At 73.7% G+C, this 24,899-nt stretch carries 23 protein-coding genes and 3 tRNA genes; 23 read left to right on the forward strand and 3 right to left on the reverse strand.

Features of this window, described 5'->3' with window-relative positions; all coding sequences use genetic code 11:
* Positions 1-9 precede the first annotated feature (9 nt).
* From AB0O11_RS27330 to obgE, 7 genes are all read left to right on the forward strand, one after another.
* A complete protein-coding gene (locus tag AB0O11_RS27330; RefSeq protein WP_363392085.1) occupies positions 10-270 on the forward strand; it encodes a type II toxin-antitoxin system VapB family antitoxin in 261 nt (86 codons plus the stop codon).
* A complete protein-coding gene (locus AB0O11_RS27335) occupies positions 246-674 on the forward strand; it encodes a PIN domain nuclease (protein WP_363392086.1) in 429 nt (142 codons plus the stop codon). The genes AB0O11_RS27330 and AB0O11_RS27335 overlap by 25 nt, the downstream gene beginning before the upstream one ends.
* A 170-nt stretch (positions 675-844) precedes the next feature.
* A complete protein-coding gene (locus AB0O11_RS27340) occupies positions 845-1,645 on the forward strand; it encodes a TIGR03936 family radical SAM-associated protein (protein ID WP_363392088.1) in 801 nt (266 codons plus the stop codon).
* A gap of 396 nt (positions 1,646-2,041) precedes the next feature.
* A complete protein-coding gene (locus AB0O11_RS27345) occupies positions 2,042-5,542 on the forward strand; it encodes an Rne/Rng family ribonuclease (protein ID WP_363392090.1) in 3,501 nt (1,166 codons plus the stop codon).
* Between the two features lie 229 nt (positions 5,543-5,771).
* Positions 5,772-6,089 carry a 50S ribosomal protein L21 gene (gene rplU, locus AB0O11_RS27350; protein WP_045696828.1) on the forward strand — a complete coding sequence of 106 codons (318 nt, stop codon included), beginning with the start codon at positions 5,772-5,774 and terminating at the stop codon, positions 6,087-6,089.
* Between the two features lie 14 nt (positions 6,090-6,103).
* Positions 6,104-6,361, forward strand: a complete 258-nt coding sequence (gene rpmA / locus AB0O11_RS27355) for a 50S ribosomal protein L27 (RefSeq protein ID WP_030058248.1) — start codon at positions 6,104-6,106, stop codon at positions 6,359-6,361.
* 120 nt (positions 6,362-6,481) lie between these two features.
* A complete protein-coding gene (gene obgE / locus AB0O11_RS27360) occupies positions 6,482-7,960 on the forward strand; it encodes a GTPase ObgE (protein ID WP_363392093.1) in 1,479 nt (492 codons plus the stop codon).
* Positions 7,961-8,039: 79 nt separating this feature from the next.
* Here obgE and AB0O11_RS27365 read toward each other — a convergent pair whose 3' ends face one another.
* The gene (locus AB0O11_RS27365; RefSeq protein WP_363392095.1) at positions 8,040-8,789 is read right to left on the reverse strand and encodes a hypothetical protein; all 750 of its coding nucleotides are present in this window, start codon (positions 8,787-8,789) and stop codon (positions 8,040-8,042) included.
* A gap of 308 nt (positions 8,790-9,097) precedes the next feature.
* On the opposite strand from AB0O11_RS27365, the gene proB reads away from it, so the two are divergent.
* The 5 genes from proB to AB0O11_RS27390 all read left to right on the forward strand — a co-directional run bounded on the left by proB (position 9,098) and on the right by AB0O11_RS27390 (position 14,225).
* Positions 9,098-10,234: a glutamate 5-kinase gene (gene proB / locus AB0O11_RS27370; RefSeq protein ID WP_363392096.1), complete on the forward strand. Its 1,137-nt coding sequence runs from the start codon at positions 9,098-9,100 to the stop codon at positions 10,232-10,234.
* 220 nt (positions 10,235-10,454) lie between these two features.
* Positions 10,455-10,979, forward strand: a complete 525-nt coding sequence (locus tag AB0O11_RS27375; RefSeq protein ID WP_363392098.1) for a hypothetical protein — start codon at positions 10,455-10,457, stop codon at positions 10,977-10,979.
* 91 nt (positions 10,980-11,070) lie between these two features.
* On the forward strand, positions 11,071-12,393 hold the full coding sequence (locus AB0O11_RS27380) for a glutamate-5-semialdehyde dehydrogenase (RefSeq protein WP_363392100.1): 1,323 nt from the start codon (positions 11,071-11,073) through the stop codon (positions 12,391-12,393).
* Positions 12,394-12,482: 89 nt separating this feature from the next.
* Complete coding sequence (locus AB0O11_RS27385; protein WP_363392102.1) at positions 12,483-13,067, forward strand: hypothetical protein; 585 nt, start codon at positions 12,483-12,485, stop codon at positions 13,065-13,067.
* 96 nt (positions 13,068-13,163) lie between these two features.
* Positions 13,164-14,225, forward strand: coding sequence for a hypothetical protein (locus AB0O11_RS27390; RefSeq protein ID WP_363392103.1), 1,062 nt, complete (start codon positions 13,164-13,166; stop codon positions 14,223-14,225).
* A 75-nt stretch (positions 14,226-14,300) separates the two neighbouring features.
* Here AB0O11_RS27390 and AB0O11_RS27395 read toward each other — a convergent pair whose 3' ends face one another.
* Positions 14,301-15,386, reverse strand: a complete 1,086-nt coding sequence (locus AB0O11_RS27395) for a M48 family metallopeptidase (RefSeq protein WP_363392105.1) — start codon at positions 15,384-15,386, stop codon at positions 14,301-14,303.
* Positions 15,387-15,646: 260 nt separating this feature from the next.
* Between AB0O11_RS27395 and AB0O11_RS27400 the strand changes: the two genes are divergently transcribed.
* The 8 genes from AB0O11_RS27400 (at position 15,647) to AB0O11_RS27435 (ending at position 20,396) form a co-directional block, all read left to right on the forward strand.
* On the forward strand, positions 15,647-15,793 hold the full coding sequence (locus AB0O11_RS27400) for a hypothetical protein (RefSeq protein WP_188295498.1): 147 nt from the start codon (positions 15,647-15,649) through the stop codon (positions 15,791-15,793).
* 178 nt (positions 15,794-15,971) lie between these two features.
* Positions 15,972-16,127 (forward strand): hypothetical protein, encoded by a 156-nt coding sequence (locus tag AB0O11_RS27405; protein WP_224284513.1) that lies wholly within the window; start codon positions 15,972-15,974, stop codon positions 16,125-16,127.
* A gap of 145 nt (positions 16,128-16,272) precedes the next feature.
* Positions 16,273-16,905, forward strand: a complete 633-nt coding sequence (gene nadD / locus AB0O11_RS27410; RefSeq protein WP_363392108.1) for a nicotinate-nucleotide adenylyltransferase — start codon at positions 16,273-16,275, stop codon at positions 16,903-16,905.
* A gap of 14 nt (positions 16,906-16,919) precedes the next feature.
* On the forward strand, positions 16,920-18,725 hold the full coding sequence (locus AB0O11_RS27415; protein WP_363392110.1) for a LytR C-terminal domain-containing protein: 1,806 nt from the start codon (positions 16,920-16,922) through the stop codon (positions 18,723-18,725).
* A 212-nt stretch (positions 18,726-18,937) separates the two neighbouring features.
* A complete protein-coding gene (gene rsfS / locus AB0O11_RS27420) occupies positions 18,938-19,396 on the forward strand; it encodes a ribosome silencing factor (RefSeq protein ID WP_224284631.1) in 459 nt (152 codons plus the stop codon).
* Entirely contained in the window at positions 19,393-20,043 is a 651-nt protein-coding gene (locus tag AB0O11_RS27425; RefSeq protein WP_363392182.1) for a histidine phosphatase family protein, read from the forward strand. Before rsfS ends, AB0O11_RS27425 begins: the two co-directional genes overlap by 4 nt.
* 164 nt (positions 20,044-20,207) lie before the next feature.
* Positions 20,208-20,280, forward strand: a tRNA-Ala gene (locus AB0O11_RS27430).
* 43 nt (positions 20,281-20,323) lie between these two features.
* Positions 20,324-20,396, forward strand: a tRNA-Ala gene (locus AB0O11_RS27435).
* Positions 20,397-20,480: 84 nt separating this feature from the next.
* Here AB0O11_RS27435 and AB0O11_RS27440 read toward each other — a convergent pair.
* Positions 20,481-21,380, reverse strand: a complete 900-nt coding sequence (locus tag AB0O11_RS27440) for a helix-turn-helix transcriptional regulator (protein WP_363392112.1) — start codon at positions 21,378-21,380, stop codon at positions 20,481-20,483.
* Between the two features lie 102 nt (positions 21,381-21,482).
* Here AB0O11_RS27440 and AB0O11_RS27445 point away from each other — a divergent pair, with 102 nt between their 5' ends.
* The 3 genes from AB0O11_RS27445 (at position 21,483) to AB0O11_RS27455 (ending at position 24,666) form a co-directional block, all read left to right on the forward strand.
* Positions 21,483-22,922, forward strand: coding sequence for an MFS transporter (locus tag AB0O11_RS27445; RefSeq protein ID WP_363392114.1), 1,440 nt, complete (start codon positions 21,483-21,485; stop codon positions 22,920-22,922).
* A gap of 277 nt (positions 22,923-23,199) precedes the next feature.
* A tRNA-Ala gene (locus tag AB0O11_RS27450) sits at positions 23,200-23,272 on the forward strand.
* A gap of 98 nt (positions 23,273-23,370) precedes the next feature.
* Complete coding sequence (locus tag AB0O11_RS27455) at positions 23,371-24,666, forward strand: hypothetical protein (protein WP_363392115.1); 1,296 nt, start codon at positions 23,371-23,373, stop codon at positions 24,664-24,666.
* The last annotated feature ends 233 nt before the right edge of the window (positions 24,667-24,899 follow it).

A 24,899-nucleotide genomic window follows, 5' to 3' on the forward strand; every position in this document is an offset into this window, starting at 1 on the left:
GTCTAGCATATGTCCAAGACGTTGATCGATATTGATGACGAGGCGCTGGCACTGGCTGCTGAGGTGCTCGGGACCACGACGAAGAAGGAGACCGTCAACGCTGCGCTCGCCGAGATAGGGGCGCGGCGGCGCAGGGAGCTCGCGTTGCAGGAACTGATGCGGCTCGCTGAGGACGGCGCGTTCGACAAGGTGCTGGAGCCCGGATTCAAGGACGAGGTCCGGCGCGGAAGGCAGGGTGGGGCTGAATGGGAGGTCGGGAAGGCTTCCTGATCGACACCTCGGCGGCGGCGCGGCTGATCACCAAACCGGCGGCGTTGTCGCTCTGGGGTGAGACTCTGGCGGCCGGGAAGATCGGCATGTGCGTTCCGACCGAGAGTGAGCTGCTGTACTCGGCTCGGTCGGTCTCCGAAATGCGGGCCATGCGGGCGCAGTTCGAGCGGTTGTACGCGTGGTGGGTCGTGCCCGATGACGTCTGGCATCGGGTTCCGGAGCTGCAGCTTCGGCTCGCCGAAACGGGCAGCCACCGTTCTGCGGGCGTGGTCGATCTCATGATTGCCGTCACCGCGATGCATCACGGGCTGACCGTGCTGCACTACGACCGGGACTTTGAGACCATCGCCAAGCACACCGACCTGAAGGCCAGGTGGCTGGCTGAGCCGGGGGCACTGGACTGAGGACCGGCTCTGACCAGGGGCGGAGCGAGGGGGGTGGCGGGGCGCGTACCCTTTGAGGTGACAGAGTCCGGACAGTGGCGGGAAGACGCCACGCCGGACGGGGACAACTGACTAAGGACTGAGCGACCCTGGCACGCCGTACGCCCGACGGTCCGCCGCCCGCGCCGACGGTGCAGCGGATTCGTCTCCGCTACACCAAGCGCGGCCGGCTCCGCTTCACCAGCCACCGCGACTTCCAGCGCGCCTTCGAGCGCGCCCTGCGCCGGTCCGCCGTTCCGATGGCCTACTCGGCCGGCTTCACCCCGCACCCGAAGGTCTCCTACGCCAACGCGGCCCCGACCGGGGTGGCGAGCGAGGCGGAGTACCTGGAGATCGGCCTGGCCGCTTTCCGCGACCCCGAGCAGCTGCGGGCGCAGCTGGACGAGTCGCTGCCGACGGGCCTGGACGTGATCGACGCGGTCGAGGTGCGGACGCCGAACTTCGTGGAGCGCCTGGAGGCCTCCGAGTGGCTGGTCCGGCTGGACGGCGTCGAGCCGGACACGGCCGCCGACGCGGTCAAGCGTTTCCTCGCCGCCGAGCGGGTCGAGGTCGAGCGCCGCACCAAGAACGGCCTGCGGGTCTTTGACGCGCGGGGCGCGGTGGCGGCGCTGGAAGCCGTCCCGACCCAGGTCGACGCCGGTGCGGAGACCGCGGCCGGAACCGACCGCGATGTTCGGACCGGCCGTGCCTGTGCGATACTGCGCCTGGTAGTACGACACGCCACACCCGCCGTACGACCCGACGACGTATTGTCCGGTCTCCGTGCGACGGCCGACCTGGCGCCGCCGGTCCCCGCAGAGGTGACCAGGCTGGCGCAGGGGCCGCTCGACGAGGAGGCCGGCACGGTGACCGACCCGCTGGCGCTCGACCGCGCCGCGGCCCCGGTCGGCTCGGAGCCGACCGCAGGCCCGCACGCTACCGCGTCCGCCTAGCGGGGGGAGGCCGGGCCCAGTGCCTCACTGGGCCCGACGGTCCTCCAGGGTTCCCGCGGCTCCCCAGGGGAGCGAGCGTCGTCGCAGCACAGGCCTGCCACCCGGGCCCGGCCGACCAGGAAGGTCGGCCGGTCCGGGACCCCGTCCGGGAGCCACCCGGGGTTGGGGGACGGCGCAGCTTGGGAAAACCTCAGAAGACTGGTCAGACCAGAAGACTTTCGACACCCCGCCGAGCGCGGGGCGCCGAGCGAGACTACGAGCCCCTGTGCGGCCTCGCGTCCGCGCGGCGGCACCGTCAAAGGGTCCGGTCCGGGCATCGTCGCGATGCCGGCCACCCAGCGGTGCCGCGCCGTGCCCGGATGCGGAGCCCGGGGGCCTGACGGGAGATCCACCCGCATGCTCGATAACACCGATCCGCAGCAGACTGCGGCCACGGAACAGAACGAAACCGCCGCGACCGGCGGCGAGGGCGCCTCCGCGGCGCCGCCGCGCCGCCGTCGCCGTGCGGTGTCCCGCCCGGCGGGCACCCCGCAGGGTGCCGCGGCCGAGGCGGCCGAGACGGTTCTGCCGGCCGAGGCGCCGACGGCCGCGCCCACCCCGGCTCCGGCCGTGGAGCCGGCGGCCGAGCCGGTCGCCGAGAAGCCGGTCCGGGCCCGCCGGATCCGCAAGCGCGCCGAGGCCCCGGCCGGGGCGCCGGAGGCCACCCCGATCGTGGTGACCGCGCCGGACGCCGCCGAGCAGGCCGAGGCGGCCACCACCGCGAAGGCCGAGAAGGCCAAGAAGGCGGACAAGACCGAGACGGCGGAGAAGGCCGAGAAGCCCGCCCGGGCCCGCCGGACCCGCAAGCGCGCCGAGGCGCCCGCCGGTGCTCCCGCGGCCGAGGCCGAGGTTCCCGCCGTCGAGACCCCCGCCGCCGAGCCGGTGGCCGAGGTGGCCGAGGAGGCCCCCGCCGCTCCGGCCCGCCGCACCCGCCGCCGTCGTGTGGTCGAGGCCGCGCCGGTCGTCGAGGCCCCGGTGGAGGAGCCTGCCGCCGAGGAGCCCGCTGTCGCGGAGGAGCCCGAGGAGGAGGCCGCCGAGGCCGTCACCGAGGCCCCCGCCGAGCCGGTGGCCCAGCCCGCCCCGGCCGCCGAGGCCGAGCCGCACCACCGGGTGCGCCGCCGCGCCGTCCGCCCGGCCACCGCGGTCTTCCAGGCGCCGGTGTTCCAGGAGCCGGCCCCCTTCGTCGCGCCGTCCGCGCCGCAGCAGCCCGCCGCCGCCCCGGCGCAGGTCGAGGCCCCGGCCGCGGCCGAGCGCGAGGAGGACGACGAGTACGAGTACAGCGGTGTCGGCCGTCGCCGCCGGGTCCGCACCCGGGTCGAGCCGACCCGTCGCAAGCCGGCCGCCCAGGCGCCGGTGAAGGCGCCGGTCGAGGCGCCCGTCGCCGAGGCTCCGGCCGTCGAGGCGCCCGCCGTGGAGGCCCCCGCCGCCGGTCCGGAGACCGAGGGCGAGTGGGAGGAGGACGGCCGTCCGTCGCGCCGTCGTCGTCGTGGCGGCCGTCGCCGTCGCCGTGGCGAGGCCGAGGACTTCGAGGCCGCCGAGACCGAGCAGCCCGCTGCCGAGGAGCCGGCCGAGGCCGTCTCCGAGGAGGAGGGCGAGGAGGACGACGAGCTGGCCGCCGGCCTGTCCTCGTCGCGCCGTCGCCGTCGCCGTCGCCGCCGCAGCGGTGAGGCCGGTGCCGTCGAGACCGCCGAGACCACCGAGGACGGCGTCCGCACGGTGGTGAAGGTGCGCGAGCCGCGCCGCCGTTCCACCGAGCCGTCCTTCGACCCGGACGAGGTGCAGTCCATCAAGGGCTCGACCCGTCTGGAGGCCAAGAAGCAGCGCCGCCGCGAGGGCCGCGAGCTGGGCCGCCGCCGGGTGCCGATCATCACCGAGGCCGAGTTCCTGGCCCGCCGGGAGTCGGTCGAGCGCGTCATGGTGGTGCGCCAGAGCGGCCAGCGCACCCAGATCGGCGTGCTCGAGGACGGCGTGCTGGTCGAGCACTACGTCAACAAGGAGCAGGCCACCTCGTACGTCGGCAACGTCTACCTGGGCAAGGTCCAGAACGTGCTGCCGTCGATGGAGGCCGCCTTCGTCGACATCGGCAAGGGCCGCAACGCGGTGCTGTACGCCGGTGAGGTCAACTTCGGTGCGCTGGGCGGCCACGGCGGCCCGCGCCGGATCGAGTCGGTGCTGAAGTCCGGCCAGTCCGTGCTGGTGCAGGTCTCCAAGGACCCGATCGGCCACAAGGGCGCCCGCCTGACCAGCCAGATCTCGCTGCCCGGCCGCTACCTGGTGTACGTGCCCGAGGGCTCGATGACCGGCATCTCGCGCAAGCTCCCGGAGAACGAGCGCGCCCGGCTGAAGCAGATCCTCAAGAAGATCGTCCCGGACGACGCGGGCGTCATCGTGCGCACCGCCGCCGAGGGCGCCTCCGAGGAGGAGCTGACCCGCGACGTCCAGCGCCTCCAGCAGCAGTGGGAGGACATCCAGAAGAAGGCCGCGACCGGCAACGCCCCGGCGCTGCTGTACGGCGAGCCGGACATGACCGTCCGGGTCGTCCGCGACATCTTCAACGAGGACTTCAGCAAGGTCATCGTCTCCGGCGACGAGGCGTGGAAGACCATCCACGAGTACGTCTCCAACGTGGCCCCGGACCTCGCCGAGCGGCTCCAGCGGTGGACCTCCGAGGTGGACGTGTTCGCCACCTACCGGATCGACGAGCAGCTGATGAAGGCGCTGGACCGCAAGGTTTGGCTGCCCAGCGGCGGTTCGCTGGTGATCGACCGCACCGAGGCGATGGTCGTCGTCGACGTCAACACCGGGAAGTTCGTCGGCCAGGGCGGCAACCTGGAGGAGACGGTCACCCGGAACAACATCGAGGCGGCCGAGGAGATCGTGCGCCAGCTGCGGCTGCGCGACCTCGGCGGCATCATCGTGATCGACTTCATCGACATGGTGCTGGAGTCCAACCGCGACCTGGTGCTGCGCCGCCTGCTGGAGTGCCTGGGCCGGGACCGGACCAAGCACCAGGTGGCCGAGGTCACCTCGCTGGGCCTGGTCCAGATGACCCGCAAGCGGGTCGGCCAGGGCCTGCTGGAGTCCTTCTCCGAGCCGTGCGTGCACTGCAACGGCCGCGGCGTGATCGTCCACATGGAGCAGCCGAGCGCCCACGTCCACGCCCCCGTGGCGGCGGGCGAGGCCGCCTCGGGCGGCGGCAAGCGCCGTCGCCGGGGCAAGGGCGGTGCGGGCCACGAGGAGCCGCAGGCCGTCGAGGCCGCGGTGGCCGTCGTGGCCGAGCCGGTGGCGGTGGAGGCCGTCGTGGAGCCGGCCGAGCCGGTGCGCGAGGAGATCGAGGGTCAGCTGGCCCTGGAGGTCCCGGGCGTCGAGGCCCCGGCCGAGGCGGCCGTGGAGGCCCCGGTCGCCGCTCCGGCCGGCCGTCCGCGCCGCCGGGCGGTGCGCAAGGCGACCGCTCCGGCCGGTTCGCCGAACACCGCCGAGATCGTGGTGCTCCAGGCCAAGGCCGAGGCGGCGCTGGAGGCGGCCCTGGAGGCCGCCGCCCCGGCTGCCGTGGAGGCCGTGGAAGCCGTTGCCGAGGCTGCCGCCGAGGCGCCGGCCGAGCCGGTCGTGGTCGCCGAGGCCCCGGTCGCGGCGGAGCCCGTCGCCGAGGCCACCGAGGCCCCGGTCGAGGAGGCTCCTGCCGAGGAGGCGCCGGCGCCGAAGAAGCGGGCTGCCCGGAAGACCGCCGCCAAGAAGACCGCCGCGAAGAAGACCACCACGGCGGCCAAGAAGACCACCGCCCGCAAGACCGCGACCAAGCGGACGAGCGCGGCGGCCAAGAAGGCCGCGGCCGCCGAGGGTGATACGGCGGCCGAGTAGTGCCCACGCCCGGGGCGGGAGCGATTCCGCCCCGGGCCGTACGGGCCGGTTTGCCCCCCGGGCGGCCGGTCCGTATTCTTGACCATCGGCGTGTCTACGCCATTGCTCCCGAGCACATCACCTTCCCGAGGTCGCCGCGTCCGCGCGGAGGGCCGGGGAGAGGCTCCTGTGTCCGTACCCAGGTGGCTGGCGTCGGGGGTTCCGACCGAGCAAGGAAAGCAGGTACCGCATGTACGCGATCGTTCGCGCAGGCGGCCGCCAGCACAAGGTCGCCGTGGGCGACGTGCTGGAGATCGACCGTATCGAGGCCAAGCCGGGTGACTCGGTCGAGCTCTCGACCATCCTCGTCGTCGACGGTGACGCCGTCACCTCCGACCCGTGGGTCCTGGCCGGCGTGAAGGCTCACGCCGAGGTGGTCGACCAGACCAAGGGTGACAAGATCGTCATCCTGCGCTACAAGAACAAGACCGGCTACCGCCGCCGTCAGGGTCACCGTCAGCAGCACACCGCGGTGCGCATCACCAGCATCGACTCGGTCAGCAAGTAAGGGGATAGCGAGATATGGCACACAAGAAGGGCGCAAGCTCTACCCGCAACGGCCGTGACTCGAACGCCCAGCGCCTCGGCGTGAAGCGCTTCGGCGGCCAGGTCGTCTCCGCCGGCGAGATCCTCGTCCGCCAGCGCGGCACCCACTTCCACCCGGGTGCCGGTGTCGGCCGCGGTGGCGACGACACCCTGTTCGCGCTGACCGCCGGTGCGGTGCAGTTCGGCAACCGTCGCGGCCGCAAGGTCGTCAACATCGTGGCCGTCGAGGCCTGAGTCCCCGCGGACTCCCGAGTCTGAGAAGACTCACAGTGAAGGGTGGGCCGGAATTCTCCGGTCCACCCTTCACGCTTTACGCAGCAGCAAGCAGACTCTCGCGCACTGGAGGCACACCCCATGACCACCTTCGTGGACCGCGTCGAACTTCACGTCGCCGCGGGTAACGGGGGCCACGGCTGCGCCTCCGTGCACCGCGAGAAGTTCAAGCCGCTCGGCGGGCCGGACGGCGGCAACGGCGGTGAGGGCGGCAGCGTCATCCTCACCGTGGACTCGCAGGTCACCACCCTGCTCGAATACCACCACTCGCCCAAGCGCAAGGCCACCAACGGCAAGCCGGGCGCGGGCGGCCACCGCACCGGCGCGGACGGCGAGAACCTCGTCCTGCTGGTGCCGGACGGCACCGTGGTGCTGGACCGCAAGGGCAACGTGCTGGCCGACCTGGTCGGGCACGGCACCAGCTTCGTCGCCGCCCAGGGCGGCCGCGGCGGCCTCGGCAACGCCGCGCTGGCCTCGGCCCGCCGCAAGGCGCCCGGCTTCGCGCTGCTCGGCGAGCCCGGCGAGGCCCGCGACATCGTGATGGAGCTCAAGTCCGTCGCCGACGTGGCCCTGGTGGGGTACCCGAGCGCCGGCAAGTCCTCGCTGATCTCGGTGCTCTCCGCCGCCAAGCCGAAGATCGCGGACTACCCGTTCACCACCCTGATCCCCAACCTCGGCGTGGTCACCGCGGGTGACGTCGTCTACACCGTCGCCGACGTGCCCGGCCTGATCCCGGGTGCCAGCCAGGGCCGCGGCCTGGGCCTGGAGTTCCTGCGGCACGTGGAGCGCTGCTCGGTGCTGGTGCACGTGCTGGACTGCGCCACCCTGGAGCCCGGCCGTGACCCGCTGACCGACCTGGAGACCATCGAGGCCGAACTCGCCGAGTACGGCGGCCTGGACGACCGCCCGCGCCTGGTCGCGCTCAACAAGGTGGATGTCCCGGACGGCCAGGACATCGCCGACCTGACCCGCGCCTCCCTGGAGGAGCGCGGCTACCGGGTGTTCGAGGTCTCCGCCGCCTCCCGCAAGGGCCTGCGCGAGCTGAGCTTCGCGATGGCCGGGATCGTCGCCGAGGCACGCGCCGCCAAGCCGGCCGAGGAGTCCACCCGGATCGTGCTGCGGCCCAAGGCCGTCGACGACGCGGGCTTCACCATCACCGAGGAGGACGGCGCCTACCGCATCCGCGGCGCCAAGCCGGAGCGCTGGGTCCGCCAGACCGACTTCGCCAATGACGAGGCCGTCGGCTACCTCGCCGACCGGCTGGCCCGCCTCGGCGTCGAGGAGCAGCTGTGGAAGGTCGGGGCGCACGAGGGTGACACCGTCATCATCGGCCCCGAGGAGAACGCCGTCGTCTTCGACTGGGAGCCGACCATGGCCGCCGGCGCCGAGATGCTCGGCCGCCGCGGTGAGGACCACCGCATGGAGACCCAGCGCCCGGCGGTCGACCGCCGCCGCGAGAAGCAGAAGGGCCGGGACGCGGCCGAGGCCGAGTTCCTCGCCTTCGAGGCGCTGTCCAGCGGCCGCCAGGCCGCCATCGAGGGCGACGACGAGGACCACTGAGCGGCGCTCTGATGCGAACGGCCCCCGCCACCTCGACAGGTGGCGGGGGCCGTTCGCGTGCTCGGCGGCGACGGGGGTGTCACTTGGTCCAGGAGGCCTGGAGCTTGCTCCGGTCGACCATGTCGGCGTAGCCGACGACGGCCGGGGTTTTGCCGGGGGTGGTGATGATGGTGCAGCCCTTGACCTCGGTGCCCTTGGCCATGCCCTGGAACTTCGCGCCGGTGCACTTGGGCAGCGGGGCGGCGGCGCTGAAGACGTTGCGGCCCTTCTTGCCCGTGGTGTCGAAGAGCACGAAGTGAAGGTCCGGGACGGTGGAGGAGATGCTGGCGTCCCCGAGGTTCTTGATGGTGTAGCTGACGTACATCGGGGTGTGGCCTCCCAGGTCGCCGACGCTGAGCTTGGCGGCGGTGAAGTCCTGCACCGAACCGGCCTCGACGCCGGTGACGGTGATCTCCAGCTTGATGGTGGCCTTGGCGGTCTTGTCGGCGAAGTCCACGGTGGCGGGCTGACCGATCCTCACGCTGGTGGCGGCCGTCGGGACGGGCTCGGCCCCGGTGTCGCCGCCCGAGGCGTCGGCCGTACCGGCACCGCCCGCCGCACCGCCGGTCGCCGCGTCCGACGGGGCCGCGGTCGAACCGTCGGCCGAGCCGCCGGCGGCCGCACCCCCGGCGGTGGCCCCCGGGGCCGCACCGGTCTGGGCCGGAGCCGCGCCGGTGGTGCCGCCGGTACCGGCCGGGGTGCCCGCGTTGTCCGACCCGCAGGCCGTGAGCGACAGGGCGGTGGCCGCCGCGAGCACGGCGACGGCCAGCTTGGTGGTGTACGAACTCATGGTGCGCTTTTCTCCTGGGCGCACGGCCGCGACCGTTGCCGGCCTCTGCCCAGTGCGGCGCCGCCCGTCGTGACAGGAGGGGTCGACATGGGTCCAGCGGGCAGGAAGCCGTCCCCCGAGCTGGCTTGCAGTCAGGCAGCATACCAACCATTCGAATGGGCGGACGGTCTGTGCGAGCCCGTGACCGGCCCGGGTCCAGCCGGTGAAACAGCCCGCGGGTGACCTGCGCCGATCGCGTAGATTTCGGGGGTGACGGCCGGGCCCGGGCCCCGTCGCACCCGCACCACACCGGAAGGGCGTACAGCGAGATGAGCGAGGACTCTCTGCGGGAGGAGGTGCTGACCGCGCGGCGGATCGTCGTCAAGGTCGGCTCCTCCTCCCTGACCACGGCGGCCGGCGGCCTGGACGCCGACCGCGTCGACGCCCTGGTGGACGCGCTCGCCAAGGTACGCAACCGCCCCGACGCCCCGGAGGTCGTGCTCGTCTCCTCCGGCGCCATCGCCGCCGGGCTCGCCCCGCTTGGCCTGGACGGGCGGCCCAAGGACCTGGCCCGTCAGCAGGCCGCCGCCAGCGTCGGCCAGGGCCTGCTGGTCGCCCGCTACACCGCCTCCTTCGCCCGGTACGGCATCCGGGTCGGCCAGGTGCTGCTCACCGCCGAGGACGCCAGCCGGCGTGCCCACTACCGCAACGCCTACCGCACCCTGGACCAGCTGCTGGCGATGGGCGCGATGCCGATCGTCAACGAGAACGACACCGTCGCCACCGCCGAAATCAAGTTCGGTGACAACGACCGGCTCGCCGCCCTGGTCGCCCACCTGGTCCGGGCCGACCTGCTGGTGCTGCTCTCCGACGTGGACGGCCTGTACGACGGCGACCCGTCCCGCCCCGGCACCAGCCGGATCGCCGAGGTGCGCGGCCCGCAGGACCTCGACGGCATCGAGATCGGCAGCGCCGGCAGGGCCGGGGTCGGCACCGGCGGCATGGTCACCAAGGTCGAGGCGGCCCGGATCGCCACCGGCGCGGGCATCCCGGTGGTGCTCACCGCCGCCAGCCAGGCCGCCGACGCGCTGGCCGGCCGGCCCACCGGCACGCTCTTCCTGCGCACCGGCAGCCGGACCTCGGACCGGATGCTCTGGCTGGCCCACGCGAGCAGCCCGCGCGGGGCGCTGCACCTGGACGCGGGCGCCGTCCAGGCGGTCGTCTCCGGCGGCGCCTCGCTGCTGCCGGCCGGGGTCACCAGGGTCGACGGGGAGTTCGCCGCGGGTGATCCGGTGGACCTTCTTGCCGAAAACGGCCACATCGTGGCTCGCGGACTGGTCAACTTTGATGCGAGGGAGTTGCCCCGCCTGCTCGGCCGGTCCACCCGCGACCTGGCCCAGGAGTTCGGCGCCGCGTACGAGCGCGAGGTCGTCCACCGCGACGACCTGGTCGTTCTGCGCGGCTGACCGGCCCGGGGCCTGTCGCATGGGTTTTGGCGGGCCTGGCAAGGACCCATGAGACAGGCCCCAGGGGCCGGCACCGGCCGATCGGCGCAGCGCGGACGGCGGGCCGCTCCGTACCGGGAGCGGCCCGGCCACGGGCGAGGAGGGGCGCAGCCGTACCGGTCGGCCGAGGGCCGACGGGGCCGGTGGGGACGACACGACATCGCCGAACAGGAGGCCGCCGGTGGAACGCAGGCGCGAGGCAGCGCTGACCGCAGGGACGGCGGGCCGGCGGCTGACCAGCATCGACGGCGGACGCGGGGACGGCCCCGCCGAGCCGGCCGGTCCGCCGCCGCAGAGGCCCGGCGGGGTGCGCAGGCTGCGGCCCGAACGCGACCGGGCGGCCCAGCCGCCCACCGTGCCCGAGCAGGCGAGGCTGTGGCACGTGGTGCTGAGCGTGGCCGGGCAGGTCACCCCGCTGTCCTCGTTGCGCGCCTCACTGGAGCAGCTGGCACACGACCACGCGTTCTTCCTGACCGCCCGCTACGCGGCCGACCACGCCGAGATCCGCTACTGGGAACAGGCCCGGGACCTGCACGACGCGGCGGCCATCGCGCTGAGGCTGTGGGGCGAGCACAAGGTCACCGCGAACCTGCCGCCCTGGGAGATCGTCGGGCTGGAGGTGGTCGACCGGACGACGTACCACAAACGGGTGGCGGAGGGCTTCGGCGATCCGCCGCCGCACCTGGGCGGCGTGCACCCGTACTGAGCCGTCCTGACGGGCCGGGGTCGTCGGGGCGGCGTCTCACCGGGCGAAATGCCGTCCGGGCGGGACGGGGGCAGTCGCTACCCTTGGCGGCATGACCAGCGACCTCGCCACCGCCGACAGCCCCGTCCTCGCCGTAGCGCGCCGAGCCAGGCAGGCCGCCGCCGTGCTCGCCCCGCTGCCGCGCGGCGCGAAGGACGCCGCGCTGCTGGCGGTCGCGGACGCCCTGGTGGCCCGCAGTGCCGAGATCGTCGCGGCCAACGCCGAGGACGTGGAGCGGGCCCGGGCGGCCGGCACCGCCGAGTCGGTGATCGACCGGCTGACCCTGACCGACGAGCGGATCGCCGCGATCGCCTCCGACGTGCGCGACGTGGCCGGCCTGCCCGACCCGGTCGGCGAGGTGGTGCGCGGCTACACCCTGCCCAACGGCCTGGACGTGCGGCAGGTCCGGGTGCCGCTCGGCGTGGTCGGCATCATCTACGAGGCCCGTCCGAACGTCACCGCGGACGCCGCCGCGCTCTGCCTCAAGTCCGGCAACGCGGTGCTGCTGCGCGGCTCCGCCTCGGCCTACCGCTCCAACACCGCGCTGGTCGCCGTGGTGCGCGACGCCGTTGCCGCGGCCGGGCTGCCTGCCGACGCGGTCCAGCTGGTGCCGGGGGAGAGCCGGGACTCGGTGCAGGAGCTGATGCGCGCGCGCGGCTACGTGGACGTGCTGATCCCGCGCGGCGGCGCCTCGCTGATCCGCACCGTGGTCGAGGGCTCGACCGTCCCGGTGATCGAGACCGGCACCGGCAACTGCCACGTCTACGTGGACGCCGAGACCGACCTGGCGATGGCCGTCGGCATCCTGCTGAACTCCAAGGCGCAGCGGGTCAGCGTCTGCAACGCGGCCGAGACGCTGCTGGTCCACCAGGACGTCGCGGACGCCTTCCTGCCGCTCGCGCTGGCGGCGCTCGCCGAGGCCGGGGTGACCGTGCACGGCGACGAGGCGGTGCGGAAGGCCGCAGAGGGCGGTCCGGCCACCGTGGTGCCGGCCACCGACGAGGACTGGGGCGCCGAGTACCTCTCGCTGGACCTGGCCGCCGCCGTGGTGCCCTCGCTGGACGCCGCCGTCGAGCACATCCGCCGCTGGTCCTCCGGCCACACCGAGGCGATCGTCACCACCTCGCAGGCCGCCGCCCGCCGCTTCACCCGGCTGGTGGACTCCACCACGGTGGCCGTCAACGCCTCCACCCGCTTCACCGACGGCGGCGAGTTCGGCTTCGGCGCGGAGATCGGCATCTCCACCCAGAAGCTGCACGCCCGCGGCCCGATGGGCCTGCCCGAGCTGACCAGCACCAAGTACATCGTCACCGGTGACGGGCACGTCCGGGGCGAGTCCACGCAGACCGTCGGCGGGGGTGCGGACGCCCGCTGAACGCGGTGCGCGGGGCGGCCGTCACACGTGCGACGGACCAACTGCCAGGAGCCACAGACAAATCGCCCGGCCGGTAATACGCTGAATCCGTGGCTGAGGATGTGGGGGGCTTCCCGTACCCCGACGGCGCCGACCACGGTGGTGCGGACGACGAGTTCGCCACCGTGGTCTTCGATGAGGCCTTCGTCCGGTCCGCCGCCGTGCACGAGCCGACCGCCAAGGAGCGGCAACTCGCCGCCGCCGAGGCCCGGTTCGAGCCGGACACCGCGGGCCCGGGCTGGGGTCGTGACGTCCCGGCCGGGGAGGGGCTGCCGCTGGAGCTGCGCCCGTACCCGAGCGGACTCGACGCGGACCACCTCTACCCCGATCCCTGGTCGGGGCCGGGCCGGTCGGCCGACCGCCGGGTCCGGCGGCGGTGGCGGCGCGGCTACGACCCGGTGCGCGCCCGCGGGCGGTACGTGGCCCAGCAGCGCTGGCACCGGCCGGTGGCCTGGGTGCTCGCCGTGATCATGGGTGTGAGCCTGGTGGCGGTTGCGGTCGCGGCGGTCTACCAGGGCGTGGGCGGCTCCTCGGGCTCGCCCCGGCCCCCCGGGTCCGGCAGCAGCAGCGCCGGGGTCGACCCGGGGCAGACACCGGCCGAGCCCCCGATGGTGGCCACTGCGCCCGCCGGTTAGCGCGGGCGCACGCCCCGGGGCAGTGGTCACGGAGCGTTCCCGGGAATGTGCGCCCTGACCCTCGTGGCGGCGCCGGTGTCCGCCTACCCTGGTGGTGTGGGTGACCCGCGAGAGCCTCCGGAGGGTACGCCCGAGGGCGGTTCCGGCAACGAGGACGAATTCCGGTCCGTCGTGTTCGACGAATCGTTCGTGAGGGCTGCCCGCATCCAGGAACTGTCCGCCCGGGAGCGGCTGGCGGGCTCCTTCGGCAAGGCCACCCGGCCGCGGGGGCGGTTCGGTCTGCTGGGCACCGTCCCGCGCCAGGCGTTCGCTCTGCTGCTGCTCATCCTGCTCGCCTTCGGGGCTGCGGTGTACTTCGGGGTGAGCTCGCCGAGGGGGACTGCGGTACGGCCCGAGGGAAGCCAACTGACCGTCAGCCTGGTCGCGTTGAGCCCGGCTTCGGCCGTCCACCCGGTCGCCGACCCGGCGAACCCGTTCGCCGTGCTGCCGCCCGGGTACGGGGAGGGCACGATCGGGCTGAACACCCCGACCGGGGCCGCCACCGGGCACTTCAGCCGGGTCGAGGTGGCCAAGGCGCTCGACACCGTCCAGCGCTACCTGGTCGCCTCCTCGCTGTCCCCGGCCACGCTGGTCCAGGGCGCCACCGCGGACGTACGGGCCTTCGTCACGCCCGGTGAGCAGGCGGAGTTCGACGCGAGCGTGGCGCAGCCGGTGGACGACCGGCACCACGCGGTCACCGGCTGGATGGTCCGCTTCGACCCGGCGCAGGTCGCGCTGGCCTCGAACACCGTGAAGGTGGCCGGCGCGATGCGGATCGACGAGGCGGACAGCGGGACCCTGCAGATCACCACCGACCACACCTTCGTCTACGCGCTGAAGCCGGCCGGCGCCGCGGCCGGAGCGCCGGTCAGCCTGGAGACCGTGCGGCGGCAGCTGACCTTCGAGTTCGACCGGGTCGACCTGGCCTCGGCGCAGCTGCGGCTGGTGGACTCGGTGGTGCAGGCCGGGCCGGAGCCCTGCGGCACCTCGATGGCGGGCTTCCTGCAGCCGGTGCTGGCCACCGCGCAGGGCACGGTGGTCGCGCCGCCGACGCCGGTCGACCCCGGCAACCACGCCCGGCCGGGCTGGCAGGTGTGCGGGGTGCTGGCGGGCGGCTGAGGCGCCCGGGCCGTGGAACGGTGCGGCGGCCGGTGCCCCGGGCGGGACACCGGCCGCCGTCGCGGACCGGGCGGGTCAGTTGCCGCCGCTGCCCGAGGAACTGCTGTCCGAGGAGCCGCTGCCCGAGGAGCCGTTGCGGTTCCCGTTGCCGGTGAAGGTGTCGCGGAGCTTGCCGCCGACGGTCGCGGCGCCGCCGGCGACGTCCCGGAGCAGGCCCATCAGCGGGTCCTTGCTCTCCTTGACCGAGGTGGTGTAGTGCTCGGCGGCGGCCTTCCACTGCTCGGTGACCGAGGTGTCCGGGTCGTCGGAGCGGCGCGGGTAGGCGCCGGCCAGGATCGAGCGGTAGTCGTCGCTCTCCGCCCACTTCTTCAGCTGGGCGACCCGGACCACCGCGAAGGGGTGGGTCTGCGGCAGCAGCTGGAGCACCTTGAGCACGCCGTCGCGCAGGTCGCCGGCCTTCTCGTACTCCTCGGCCTGCTCCAGGAAGGCGTCGACGTTCATCTCGGCCAGGTTGTGGCCGCCGGCCAGCTTCATCAGGGCCCGCATGGACGCCTGGAGGTCCTGCCCGGCGAGCAGGCCGGCCCGGTCGCTGGACAGCTCCGCCTTGCGGAACCACTCCTTGAGCGCGGTGATGATCGCGGTGATCGCCAGGTTGCCGAGCGGCACCCAGGCGATCCGGGTGGCGATGTTGGTGAGGATCATCAGCATCGTCCGGTAGACGGCGTGGCCGGACATCGCGTGGCCGACCTCGTGGCCGATGACCGAGCGCAGCTCCTCCTCGTCGAGCAGCTCGACCAGACCGCTGGTGATCACGATGACCGGGGTGTCGATGCCGATGCAGTACGCGTTGACCGTCGGGTCCTGGGTGACGTACAGGTCGGGGACCTGCTCCAGGTCGAGCACGTAGGCGGCGTCGCGCACCATGTCGTGCAGCTCGGGGAACTGGCGCTCGGAGGTCTTCACGGCGGTGGCCAGGAACATCAGCCGGATCGCCCGCTCGGAGACCAGGCCGGCGAGCTTCTTCAGGATGTCGTCGAAGCCGGTCAGCTTGCGCAGAGCGACCAGGGCGGAGCGGTCCGCCGGGTGTTCCCAGGCCCGGGTGGAGATCCCGGGGAAGCGCTCGCGGCGGCGGCTCGGGGTCTTCGCGGTCGTGTCGGTCATGGTCTGGATCCCTCCTGGTCGACGGCGGTTGCGGCCCACTGGCCCGCCCCCCGCTGGTCTTCGCCTGCAACGACTGCCTGTGCAACGTGCGTGGTTGCGTACTCGTCCCCGGACCCGGCGTACGGGTGGGTCGCCGCGCGGGCGGCGGGCACCTCGCCGGGGTCGGTGGGCGGCGCCGGTGTGAGGCCGGTTTACCCTGAGGCCTGGATGACCGAGACCGGACCCGGCCGCGGTACCGAGCAGTTCGAGGAGCCCCGCAGATGTCCACCGACACGCTTGTCAGCCTGGCCGCGCCCATCTCCGACGAGTCCGGCCCCGGCCTGTTCCTCCGGATCATCGTGGTCGCGTCCTTCGTGGGCATCGGCCTGCTGGTCTGGATCATGGCGCGCGCCTTCAAGAACAACTAGGCCAGGGCCTTCCCCGGCCCTCTTCCGGCCCCTTCCCCGGGCTCGCGCTCACGCCCGGTCAGCGGCGGTGGGCCGCCGAGCGGTTGCCGTGTAACCCCCCGTACGATGACGGGTGGGCCCTCACCGGCCCGGAACAACCCCCAGGTCCGTTCATCGAGCCGAGAAGGTCCCGCCGACCATGAGCACTGCTGCCGCACTCCCCGTTCTGAACCTCCTCGCCGAGGGCGAGGGGGGCAACCACGACAGTCTGAACCCGGCCCTGACCGGTGGCGCCGCGCTGGTCATCCTGCTGCTCCTGCTCTTCATCACCACCCGTTTCAACCGGGACCGCTGAGCCGGATTCCGGGACCGCTCGGGGAGCGTCCGGCCACCGGCCGGCCGCTCCCTCACGCATCTGCGGACAACCCTCACGCGGTCTGCGGGGGACCGCCACCCGGCCGTTCCCGCACCGTAACGGGTGTCGCGTAAGGTGTGGCGGCATGGGAGAGCAGGCCGGGAGTCCCGGCGGACCGGAACCGGTGAAGAAGCGCCTCGGCGTGATGGGCGGCACCTTCGACCCGATCCACCACGGCCACCTCGTCGCCGCCAGTGAGGTCGCGAGCGCGTTCCACCTGGACGAAGTGATCTTCGTGCCGACCGGGCAGCCGTGGCAGAAGAGCGACCGTCACGTCACCCCGGCCGAGGACCGCTACCTGATGACGGTCATCGCGACCGCCGAGAACCCGCAGTTCTCGGTCAGCCGGATCGACATCGACCGCGAGGGCCCGACCTACACCGTCGACACCCTGCGGGACCTGCACGCCCTGCACCCGGACGCCGACCTCTTCTTCATCACCGGCGCCGACGCGCTCGCCCAGATCCTCTCCTGGCGCGACTCCGACGAACTCTTCTCGCTGGCCCACTTCATCGGATGCACTCGCCCGGGGCACACTCTGTCGGACGCCGGGCTTCCGGTGGGCGGGGTCTCCCTGGTGGAGGTCCCGGCGCTGGCCATCTCCTCCACGGACTGCCGCAACCGGGTCGCCAAGGGCGAGCCGGTCTGGTACCTCGTCCCGGACGGCGTGGTCCGCTACATCGACAAGCGGGCGCTGTACGCGCCGCGCGGGGACTGATCCAGGAGCGGTGCATGACTGATCGCAGCGACGGCCGGCGGCCGGAGGACTGGTCCACCGGGCAGTACCAGCAGCCGTACCAGGGCTACCAGCACCCGCAGCAGGAGCCGCAGTCGTACGAGCAGCAGCAGTACGACCAGTACGGGCAGCCGGTGTACGGGCAGGACCCGTACGGCTACCAGCAGCAGGGCTACCAGGGGTACGACGGGTACCAGCAGGGCGGCCAGAGCGGGCAGTTCCCGCAGCAGCAGTCGCAGTCGTACGAGCAGCAGCAGTACGACCAGTACGGGCAGCCGGTGTACGGGCAGGACCCGTACGGCTACCAGCAGCAGGGCTACCAGGGCTACCAGCAGCAGCCGTACCAGGCCGTCGAGCCGCAGACGCCGTCGTCGGCGACGGCCGAGGCTGCTGCGCCTTCCGCCGCCGCTGCCGCAGCGGCCCCCGTCGTCGCGCCGCCGCGTCCGCGGGTGCCCCGGCCCGCCACGGAGCCGGTGCCGGCCAAGGCCGAGCCGCCGTCCGAGCAGGTCGCCGGGGCGCGGACCGGGAAGGCCGGGAGCAAGGCGCCCAAGGACAGCTACACCACCGGCGAGTTCACCTTCGTCGACGAGGAGGCGGAGGAGACCGAGGACGTCATCGACTGGCTGAAGTTCGCCGAGTCCCGCAGCGAGGTGCGCGCCGAGCGCCGGCGCAAGCTGCGCAACCGGCTGATCGGCCTCGGTGTGGTGGTGGCGCTCGCGGCCGGCGGCGTCGGCGGGTACCTCCTCCTCACCGGCGGCAAGCCGACCGCGGCCACCGCCGCCGGCGGGCGCCAGGTCAACGTCGTCCACCTGCGCGACCTCCAGGGCAAGGTGTCCAGCGCGCTGCTGGTCAACGACGCCTCCGGGAAGAAGGGCACGGTGCTGCTGCTGCCCGACAACCTGCGGCTGCCCGGTCCGGGCGACCCGCCGGTCACCACGATCGGCCAGTCCATGGACGGCATCGGCGCCTCGGCGACCCGCGAAGGCCTGTCCACCGTGCTCGGCGCCCCGGTGGCCGGCACCTGGCGGCTGGACACCCCGTACCTGGAACTGCTGGTCTCCCAGCTCGGCGGCGTCCGGGTGGACACCAACGCCGAGACCCACGAGGGCAACAAGCCGGACGGCAAGCTGCTGTCCGCGGCTGCGAAGAACACCCTGCTCAGCGGCAAGGCCGCGGTCGCGTACGCCACACTGCAGAACCCCGGCGAGAACCGGGACGCCCAGCTGGCCCGGTTCGGGCAGGTCATGGACGCGGTGGTGCGCACCATGCCCACCGAGTTCAAGGACGCCAAGGACGACGTGCACCGGATGAACGCGGTGCTCGACCCCTCGCTGCCCGAGGACGCCCTCGCCGGGGTGCTCGCCCAGCTCGCCCAGCAGGCGAAGGACGGCCACTTCGGCACCACCGCGCTGACCGTCAAGCCGGACGGCAGCCTGGACGAGGCGACCGCGGGCAAGCAGGTCAAGGACGTGCTGGGCGGCACCGTGAAGTCCGCGGCGGCCGGAGACGCCCCGGCCCGGGTCGCGCTCCAGGACTCCAGTGGCAGCGACGCGGCGGCCGCCGCCGCGCAGGTCCAGATCGTCAACTCCGGTCTGACGTTCATCCCGGGCGGCGCCAAGGCCGCCCCGCAGGCCGCCAGTGAGATCCGCTACACCGACGACGCCCGGCAGGGCGCGGCGAAGTCGCTGGCGACCAGCCTCGGCCTGCCGGACACGGCGGTGAAGAAGGTGACCGGCGACACCCAGAACGCGGACCTGCTGGTCGTGCTCGGCAAGGACTATCAGCCGCCGAAGAGCCAGTAGGGCGGTGGCCCGGGCCCGGTGGCGGCCCGGGTCGGGTGGCGGGCCGGGGCCGGGGCAGGTGACGGCCGGGGCCGGGGCGGGAGACGCCCGGTGCCCGGCGGCGGCCCGGGGCCCGGAAAACGGTTCCGGGCCCGCCCGGGCGGCGTGAGATCCTGGAAGGCGACCCCGGCCGCGCGCCGGGGCGCCCCAAGCCGCCGAGCCGGAAGAACACCGTGACCGTCACCGACCACAGCCAGCAGCTCATCACCGTCGCCGCGCAGGCGGCGGCCGACAAGCTCGCGCACAACATCATCGCCTTCGACGTCAGCGAGGTGCTGTCGATCACCGACGCCTTCCTGATCGCCTCCGCGAACAACGACCGCCAGGTCCGCTCGATCGCCGAGGAGATCGAGGACCAGCTGCGCGAGCAGCTGGACATCAAGCCGGTGCGCCGCGAGGGCGAGCGCGAGGGCCGCTGGATCCTGCTCGACTACCTGGACATCGTCGTGCACGTCCAGCACTCCGAGGAGCGCTCCTTCTACTCGCTGGACCGGCTCTGGAAGGACTGCCCCGAGCTGCCGCTGCCCGAGGACGCCCTGGCCTCGCGCAACCGCCCGGACGCCCACACCGACGAGGCCGGCAACGCCGTCGCCCCCGCCGACGACTTCGGCAAGCCCGAGGACCTGCACTGAGCCGGGGTGCGCGGGGCCGGCGCATCGTCTTCTGGCGGCACGGCCAGACGTCCTGGAACCTCGAATCCCGCTTCCAGGGCACCACGGACATCGAGCTGACCGGGCAGGGCGTCCTGCAGGCCCAGCGGGCGGCCCGGCTGCTCTCCGGGCTCCGTCCCGACCTGCTGATCTCCTCGGACCTCAAGCGCGCCCGGCGCACCGCCGCGGAGCTGGCCGAGGTCACCGGGCTCGACGTGCAGCACCACGAGGGCCTGCGGGAGACCTTCGCGGGCTCCTGGCAGGGCCTGACCAACGCCGAGATCCGCGAGCGCTTCCCGGAGGAGTACGAGGCCTGGGCGGCCGGCGATCCGGTGCGGCGCGGCGGTGGCGGCGAGCTGGCCACCGAGGTCGCCGACCGCTCGGTGCCGGTGGTCCTGGAGGCCGTCGGCAAGCTCCCCGAGAACGGCACGCTGGTGGTGGTCAGCCACGGCGGGACGATCCGCACCATGCTCGGGCGGCTGCTCGGCCTGGAGCCGGCCCAGTGGGAGCGCTTCGGCGGGCTGTCCAACTGCTGCTGGTCGGTGCTCGGCCACGGCACGCGCGGCTGGCGCCTGCTGGAGCACAACGCGGGCACGCTGCCGCAGCCGGTCATCGGCGACGACACCTGAGCGGTCCCGGCGCGGGCGGCACCGGGCGCCGGGGGCCTCTCGGGGCCCTCGGCGGGAGGCCGGCGGGAGCGGATTTCGCAGTTCCGGCCCTGACCAGCTAGAGTCTTCCTCGTTCGCAGGGAAGGAACGCGGCCCGGAAGGGAAGCGGGAGATCCGGTGAGTGCGGGGCTATAGCTCAGTTGGTAGAGCGCTTGCATGGCATGCAAGAGGTCTGGGGTTCAATTCCCCATAGCTCCACTCCGCATCGGCGGTCGTGGTCAGCCAGGGTCGCCCGTGTCGCGGGGCTATAGCTCAGTTGGTAGAGCGCTTGCATGGCATGCAAGAGGTCTGGGGTTCAATTCCCCATAGCTCCACAGCAGTTCGGAAGGCCGTCGCCCAAGGGGCGGCGGCCTTCCGGCATTTCGGATGCCCGCCGTTCCGTCGAGCGGGCTCCGGCCTCAGGCCTCGCAGGTGTGGGTCCAGCCGCCCGGCGGCAGCGAGCCGAGCCGCTCGACCCGCTCCCGGTCCGCCGGGCCGGCCGGCACGTACACCACGATGTAGCACTCCGGTACGCCCGGCATCGTCAGGTAGGTGGCGTTCAGCCGCAGCACCCCGACCTCCGGGTGGCGGAACACCCGCAGCCAGGCCTCCGGCGGCGCGACCTCCTGGCGGTCCCACAGCTGCCGGAACAGCTCGCTGCGCGCCGACATCCGCTGCACGTGCTCCTCCCAGGCAGGCTCGCCCACGTGCTTGCCGTATGCCGAGCGCAGCACCGCCACCATCCGCGGCAGGGTCTCCTCCCGGTTCTCGCAGGGGTTGCAGCACGGCGGGGCGGTCAGCATGCACCAGAGACTGTTGAACACCACCCCGCGCGACGGGCGCATCCGGTCGGCGCCGAACAGCGAGCGGTACGGGCCGTTGAAGCTCAGCACGTCGAACCGGGTGTTGGAGACCGCTGCCGGCAGCGGCGCCAGCGAGTCCAGGATCACCTGGATCGACGGCGACAGCTCCGGCACGGCAGGCAGCGCCCGCGCCGAGGCGGACACCCCGGCCAGCCGGAACAGGTGCTCGTGCTCGGTGCCGTCCAGCCGCAGCGCCCGGGCCACCGCCAGCAGCACCTGCTCACTGGCGTTGATCGGCCTGCCCTGCTCCAGCCACGTGTACCAGGTGACCCCGACCCCGGCGAGCTGCGCGACCTCCTCGCGGCGCAGCCCCGGCGTACGGCGGCGCAGCCCCGGCGGCAGCCCGACGTCCTCGGGGGTGACCCGCGCCCGGCAGGCCTTCAGGAAACGGGCCAGCTCGGTGCGGCGGCGGTCGCGCCCGCCGGCCGCGGTGGGCAGTTCCTCCAGGACGGTCATGGCCTCATGGTGCCGCAGCCCGGGCCGCCGATACAGGTGCTGCCAGTACCAGGATCGGCAGGCTCTAACCACCAGTACCGGTACGGGGCCAGGCTGGCGGCCATGGCGGACCTTCAGATTCGGCCCCGCGTGGCCGCAGGCACCACCGAGACCCCGGCGGTACGGCCCGGACTGCTCCTTGCGCTCGTCCTGTGCGGGCAGTTCATGGCCGTGCTCGACGGCTCCATCGTCAACGTCGCGGTCCCCAGCATCCGAACCGACCTGGGCGCCTCCGGCGCCGCCCTCCAGCTGGTCATCGCCGGCTACACCATCGCCTACGCCGTGCTGCTCATCACCGGCGCCCGGCTCGGCGCCCGCTACGGCTACAGCCGGCTCTTCCAGCTCGGCCTGGCCGTCTTCACCGCCGCCTCGCTGGCCTGCGGCCTCGCCCCGGCCACGGGCTGGCTGATCGCCTTCCGGTTGATCCAGGGCGCCGGCTCGGCCCTGATGGTGCCCCAGGTGATGAGCCTGGTCCAGCGCACCTTCACCGGCTCCGCCCGCACCCGGGCGCTCGGCCTCTACTCCGCGGTGCTGGCCGGCGGCGTGGCGCTCGGCCAGGTGCTCGGCGGCCTCCTGGTCAGCGCCGACCTGTTCGGCAGCGGCTGGCGGCCGGTGTTCCTGGTCAACGTGCCGATCGGCGTGCTGCTGCTCGCGGCCGGCGCCCGGTTGCTGCCCCGTCTGCCCGGCGACGCCACCCGCGGCTTCGACCTCCCCGGCCTGGTGGTGCTCGGCGCGGCCCTCGGCCTGCTGGTGATCCCGCTCGTCCTCGGCCACGAGCTGGGCCGGCCCGCCTGGGGCTGGGCGATGATCGCGGCCGGCGTGCTGCTGTTCGGCCTGTTCGTGGCCGTCGAACGCCGGATCGCCCGGCGCGGCGGACAGCCGCTGATCTCCGGGCGGGTGCTGCGCGCCCCCGGGCTGCGCCCCGCGGCCGCCGGACTGTTCTCGATCATGGCGGCCTTCGCGGGTTTCATGTTCGCCTTAGCCCTGCACCAGCAGGCCGCGCTCGGCCACAGCGCGCTGAAGGCCGGGCTCTGCTCGGCGCCCTTCGCGGTCGGCTTCGGCCTGTCCAGCATGCACTGGCACCGGCTGCCCGGACGGCTGCACCGGGCCCTGCCGGCGCTCGCCGGGGCGCTGCTCTCCGGCGCCTACCTGCTGCTCGGACTGATGCTCGGCGGCGGGGCGGAGGTCGGCGCCGGTCCGCTGGTGGAGATGGCCGCGCTCGGCCTGGCCGCCGGCTGCGCGTACGCGCCGCTGTTCGCCCGGGCGCTCGCGGGGGTGGAGCCCGAGGACGCGGCCGACGCCAGTGGCGTGATGGTGACGGTCATCCAGCTCGGCCAGGTGATCGGTGTCGCGGTGCTGGGCTCGGTGTTCCTCGGCCAGGTCGACCTGCCGGCGCCGGCCGCCGAGTCGGGGGGCGCGCTGCGGACCACCCTGCTGGCCGCGGCCGCCGCGGTGCTGGCCGCCGCGGGCTTCGCGGCGCGCAGCCGGCGGGCGGCGCGGTAGCGGGGCCGGAGCGGAGGGCCGGAGCGGGGCGGTGGCGGCGCGGTGGTGGGGCTGTGGTGGGGCGCCCGCCTGATCGCCGCGCGCCCCCGGGCGGGAGGCGTACGCCCGGGGCGCCGGAGGCGGGCCCCCGGAGCTCGGGACGTGGGGCTCCCGGGGCGTGTGGTGCGGACCTCGGGAAACGGATTTCTGGAGCACGCCCCGGACCGTGTAAAGTAGTCGATGTCGCCGAGGGAAACGGCCGGAAACAACCGGGAACCACGGTGACATCGCAGGTCAAGGGGCTATAGCTCAGTTGGTAGAGCGCTTGCATGGCATGCAAGAGGTCTGGGGTTCAATTCCCCATAGCTCCACAGAAGTCGAGAGCCGCCTCCCGGAAACGGGAAGCGGCTCTTCGCCGTTCTGCCCGTGCCACCGGTCGGAGAGCCCGGAATCCCGCTACCGTCGTGCCATGGCCGATCTGGAGCGAAGGCGGAACGAGGAACTGGCCCGGATACTCCACCAGCTCGGCTGGAGTCCGGAACGGCTCGCCCGCGAGGTGAGCCTCGCCCTGCCGCCGGGCCTCGCCATCAGCTCCACCGCCCCGTACAAGTGGCGTGACCGCGGCATGGTGCCGCGCAGCCCGCACGACCAGGCGGTCTGCGAGGTGCTCAGCCGCACCCTCGGCATCGCCGTCACCTACGAACAGCTCTGGGGCCGGATGGGCGGCCACCGCGGCGCCAAGATCCTCTCACCCCGGCTGCTCACCGACCCGTGGACCGCCGACACCGCCCAGACCGCACTGCGCGAGGCGGCCACCGACGCCGGCCCGGTCCGCCTCACCGACCTGTTCCGCAGCGCCGACCTCGACCAGGCCGCCGCCCGCCTCGACTCCCCGCCACCGCCCGTCGGCGGCGGGGAGGGCGCGCTGCGCGTCGAACCCGGGCTGGTCGGCGAACTCGGCCTGTCCTACCGCAGCAAGCAGAAGCTCGAACGGGCCTGCGGCGGCGGCCTCGTCCTCGGCCCCGTCCGGGCCGAACTCGCCATGCTGGCCAAGCTGCTGGAGCTCGGCGCGTACGACGAACGGCTCGGCCGCGAGCTGTACGGCACGGCCAGCAGACTCGCCCGGCTGGCCGGCTGGGCCGCGTACGACCTCGGCCACGACGCGGCCGCCCAGCGCGCCTTCGTCGCCGCACTGCGCGCCGCCCACGTCAGCGGCGACCCCCGGCTCGGGGTCGCGGTGCTCGGCGCGCTGGTCGTGCTCGCCACCCAGGGCACCGGCGGGCGCGGGCTGGACGCCGTCTCCGCGCTCGCCAGGGCCCTGGACACCCACGGCACCGCACTCAGCCCCACCGCCCGGGCCCGCCAGTACGGCCGGCTCGCCCGCGCGTACGGCCGCCGGGGCGAGGCCGAACGGGCCGAGACCGCCGCCGCCCGGGCCTTCGCCGAGCTGGACGGCCTGCCCGGCGCCGAGGAGGCCCGGGCCGGCCTCGCCGGGATGGTGGGGGAGGGGCGGCTGGCGCTCGGCCAGCACCGGCTGGCGAAGGTGCTCCTCGCCGAGGCCGTGGCCGGGCTCGGGCCGGGGCGGGCCCGCTCCAAGGCACTGCTGATGGTGCGCCTCGCCGAGGCCCACCGCAGGCTCGGCGACCAGCGGGAGGCGGCCCGCACCGCGGCGCTGGCACGCTCGCTCGCGGCGGGGATGCAGTCCGAGCGGCTGGCGAAGGCGCTGCGGGAGTTCGACGCGGCGGGGAGGGCGGCGGCGCGCTGAGGGGGTCTCGGGATCCCACCGCCCGGGGAGGCCGCCTTGTCGCCGCCGGTGCGGGCGCGCTCCCGGGCGGTACACCCGGGAGCGCGCCGACCCGCTTGCGGTACCCTGAGCCCATGCGAACCGTGCGCCTGCTCCTTAGCCGGCCGCGCTGACCAGGACCGGCTGCGCCCCCGGGCGGTGCCGGAGTCGGCGTGGCGTCCCCTCCTGCGAGGGGATTTTTTGTTTTCCGCCCC

Source organism: Kitasatospora sp. NPDC093102 (assembly GCF_040683915.1).
In the GTDB taxonomy this organism is placed as follows: Bacteria; Actinomycetota; Actinomycetes; order Streptomycetales; family Streptomycetaceae; genus Kitasatospora.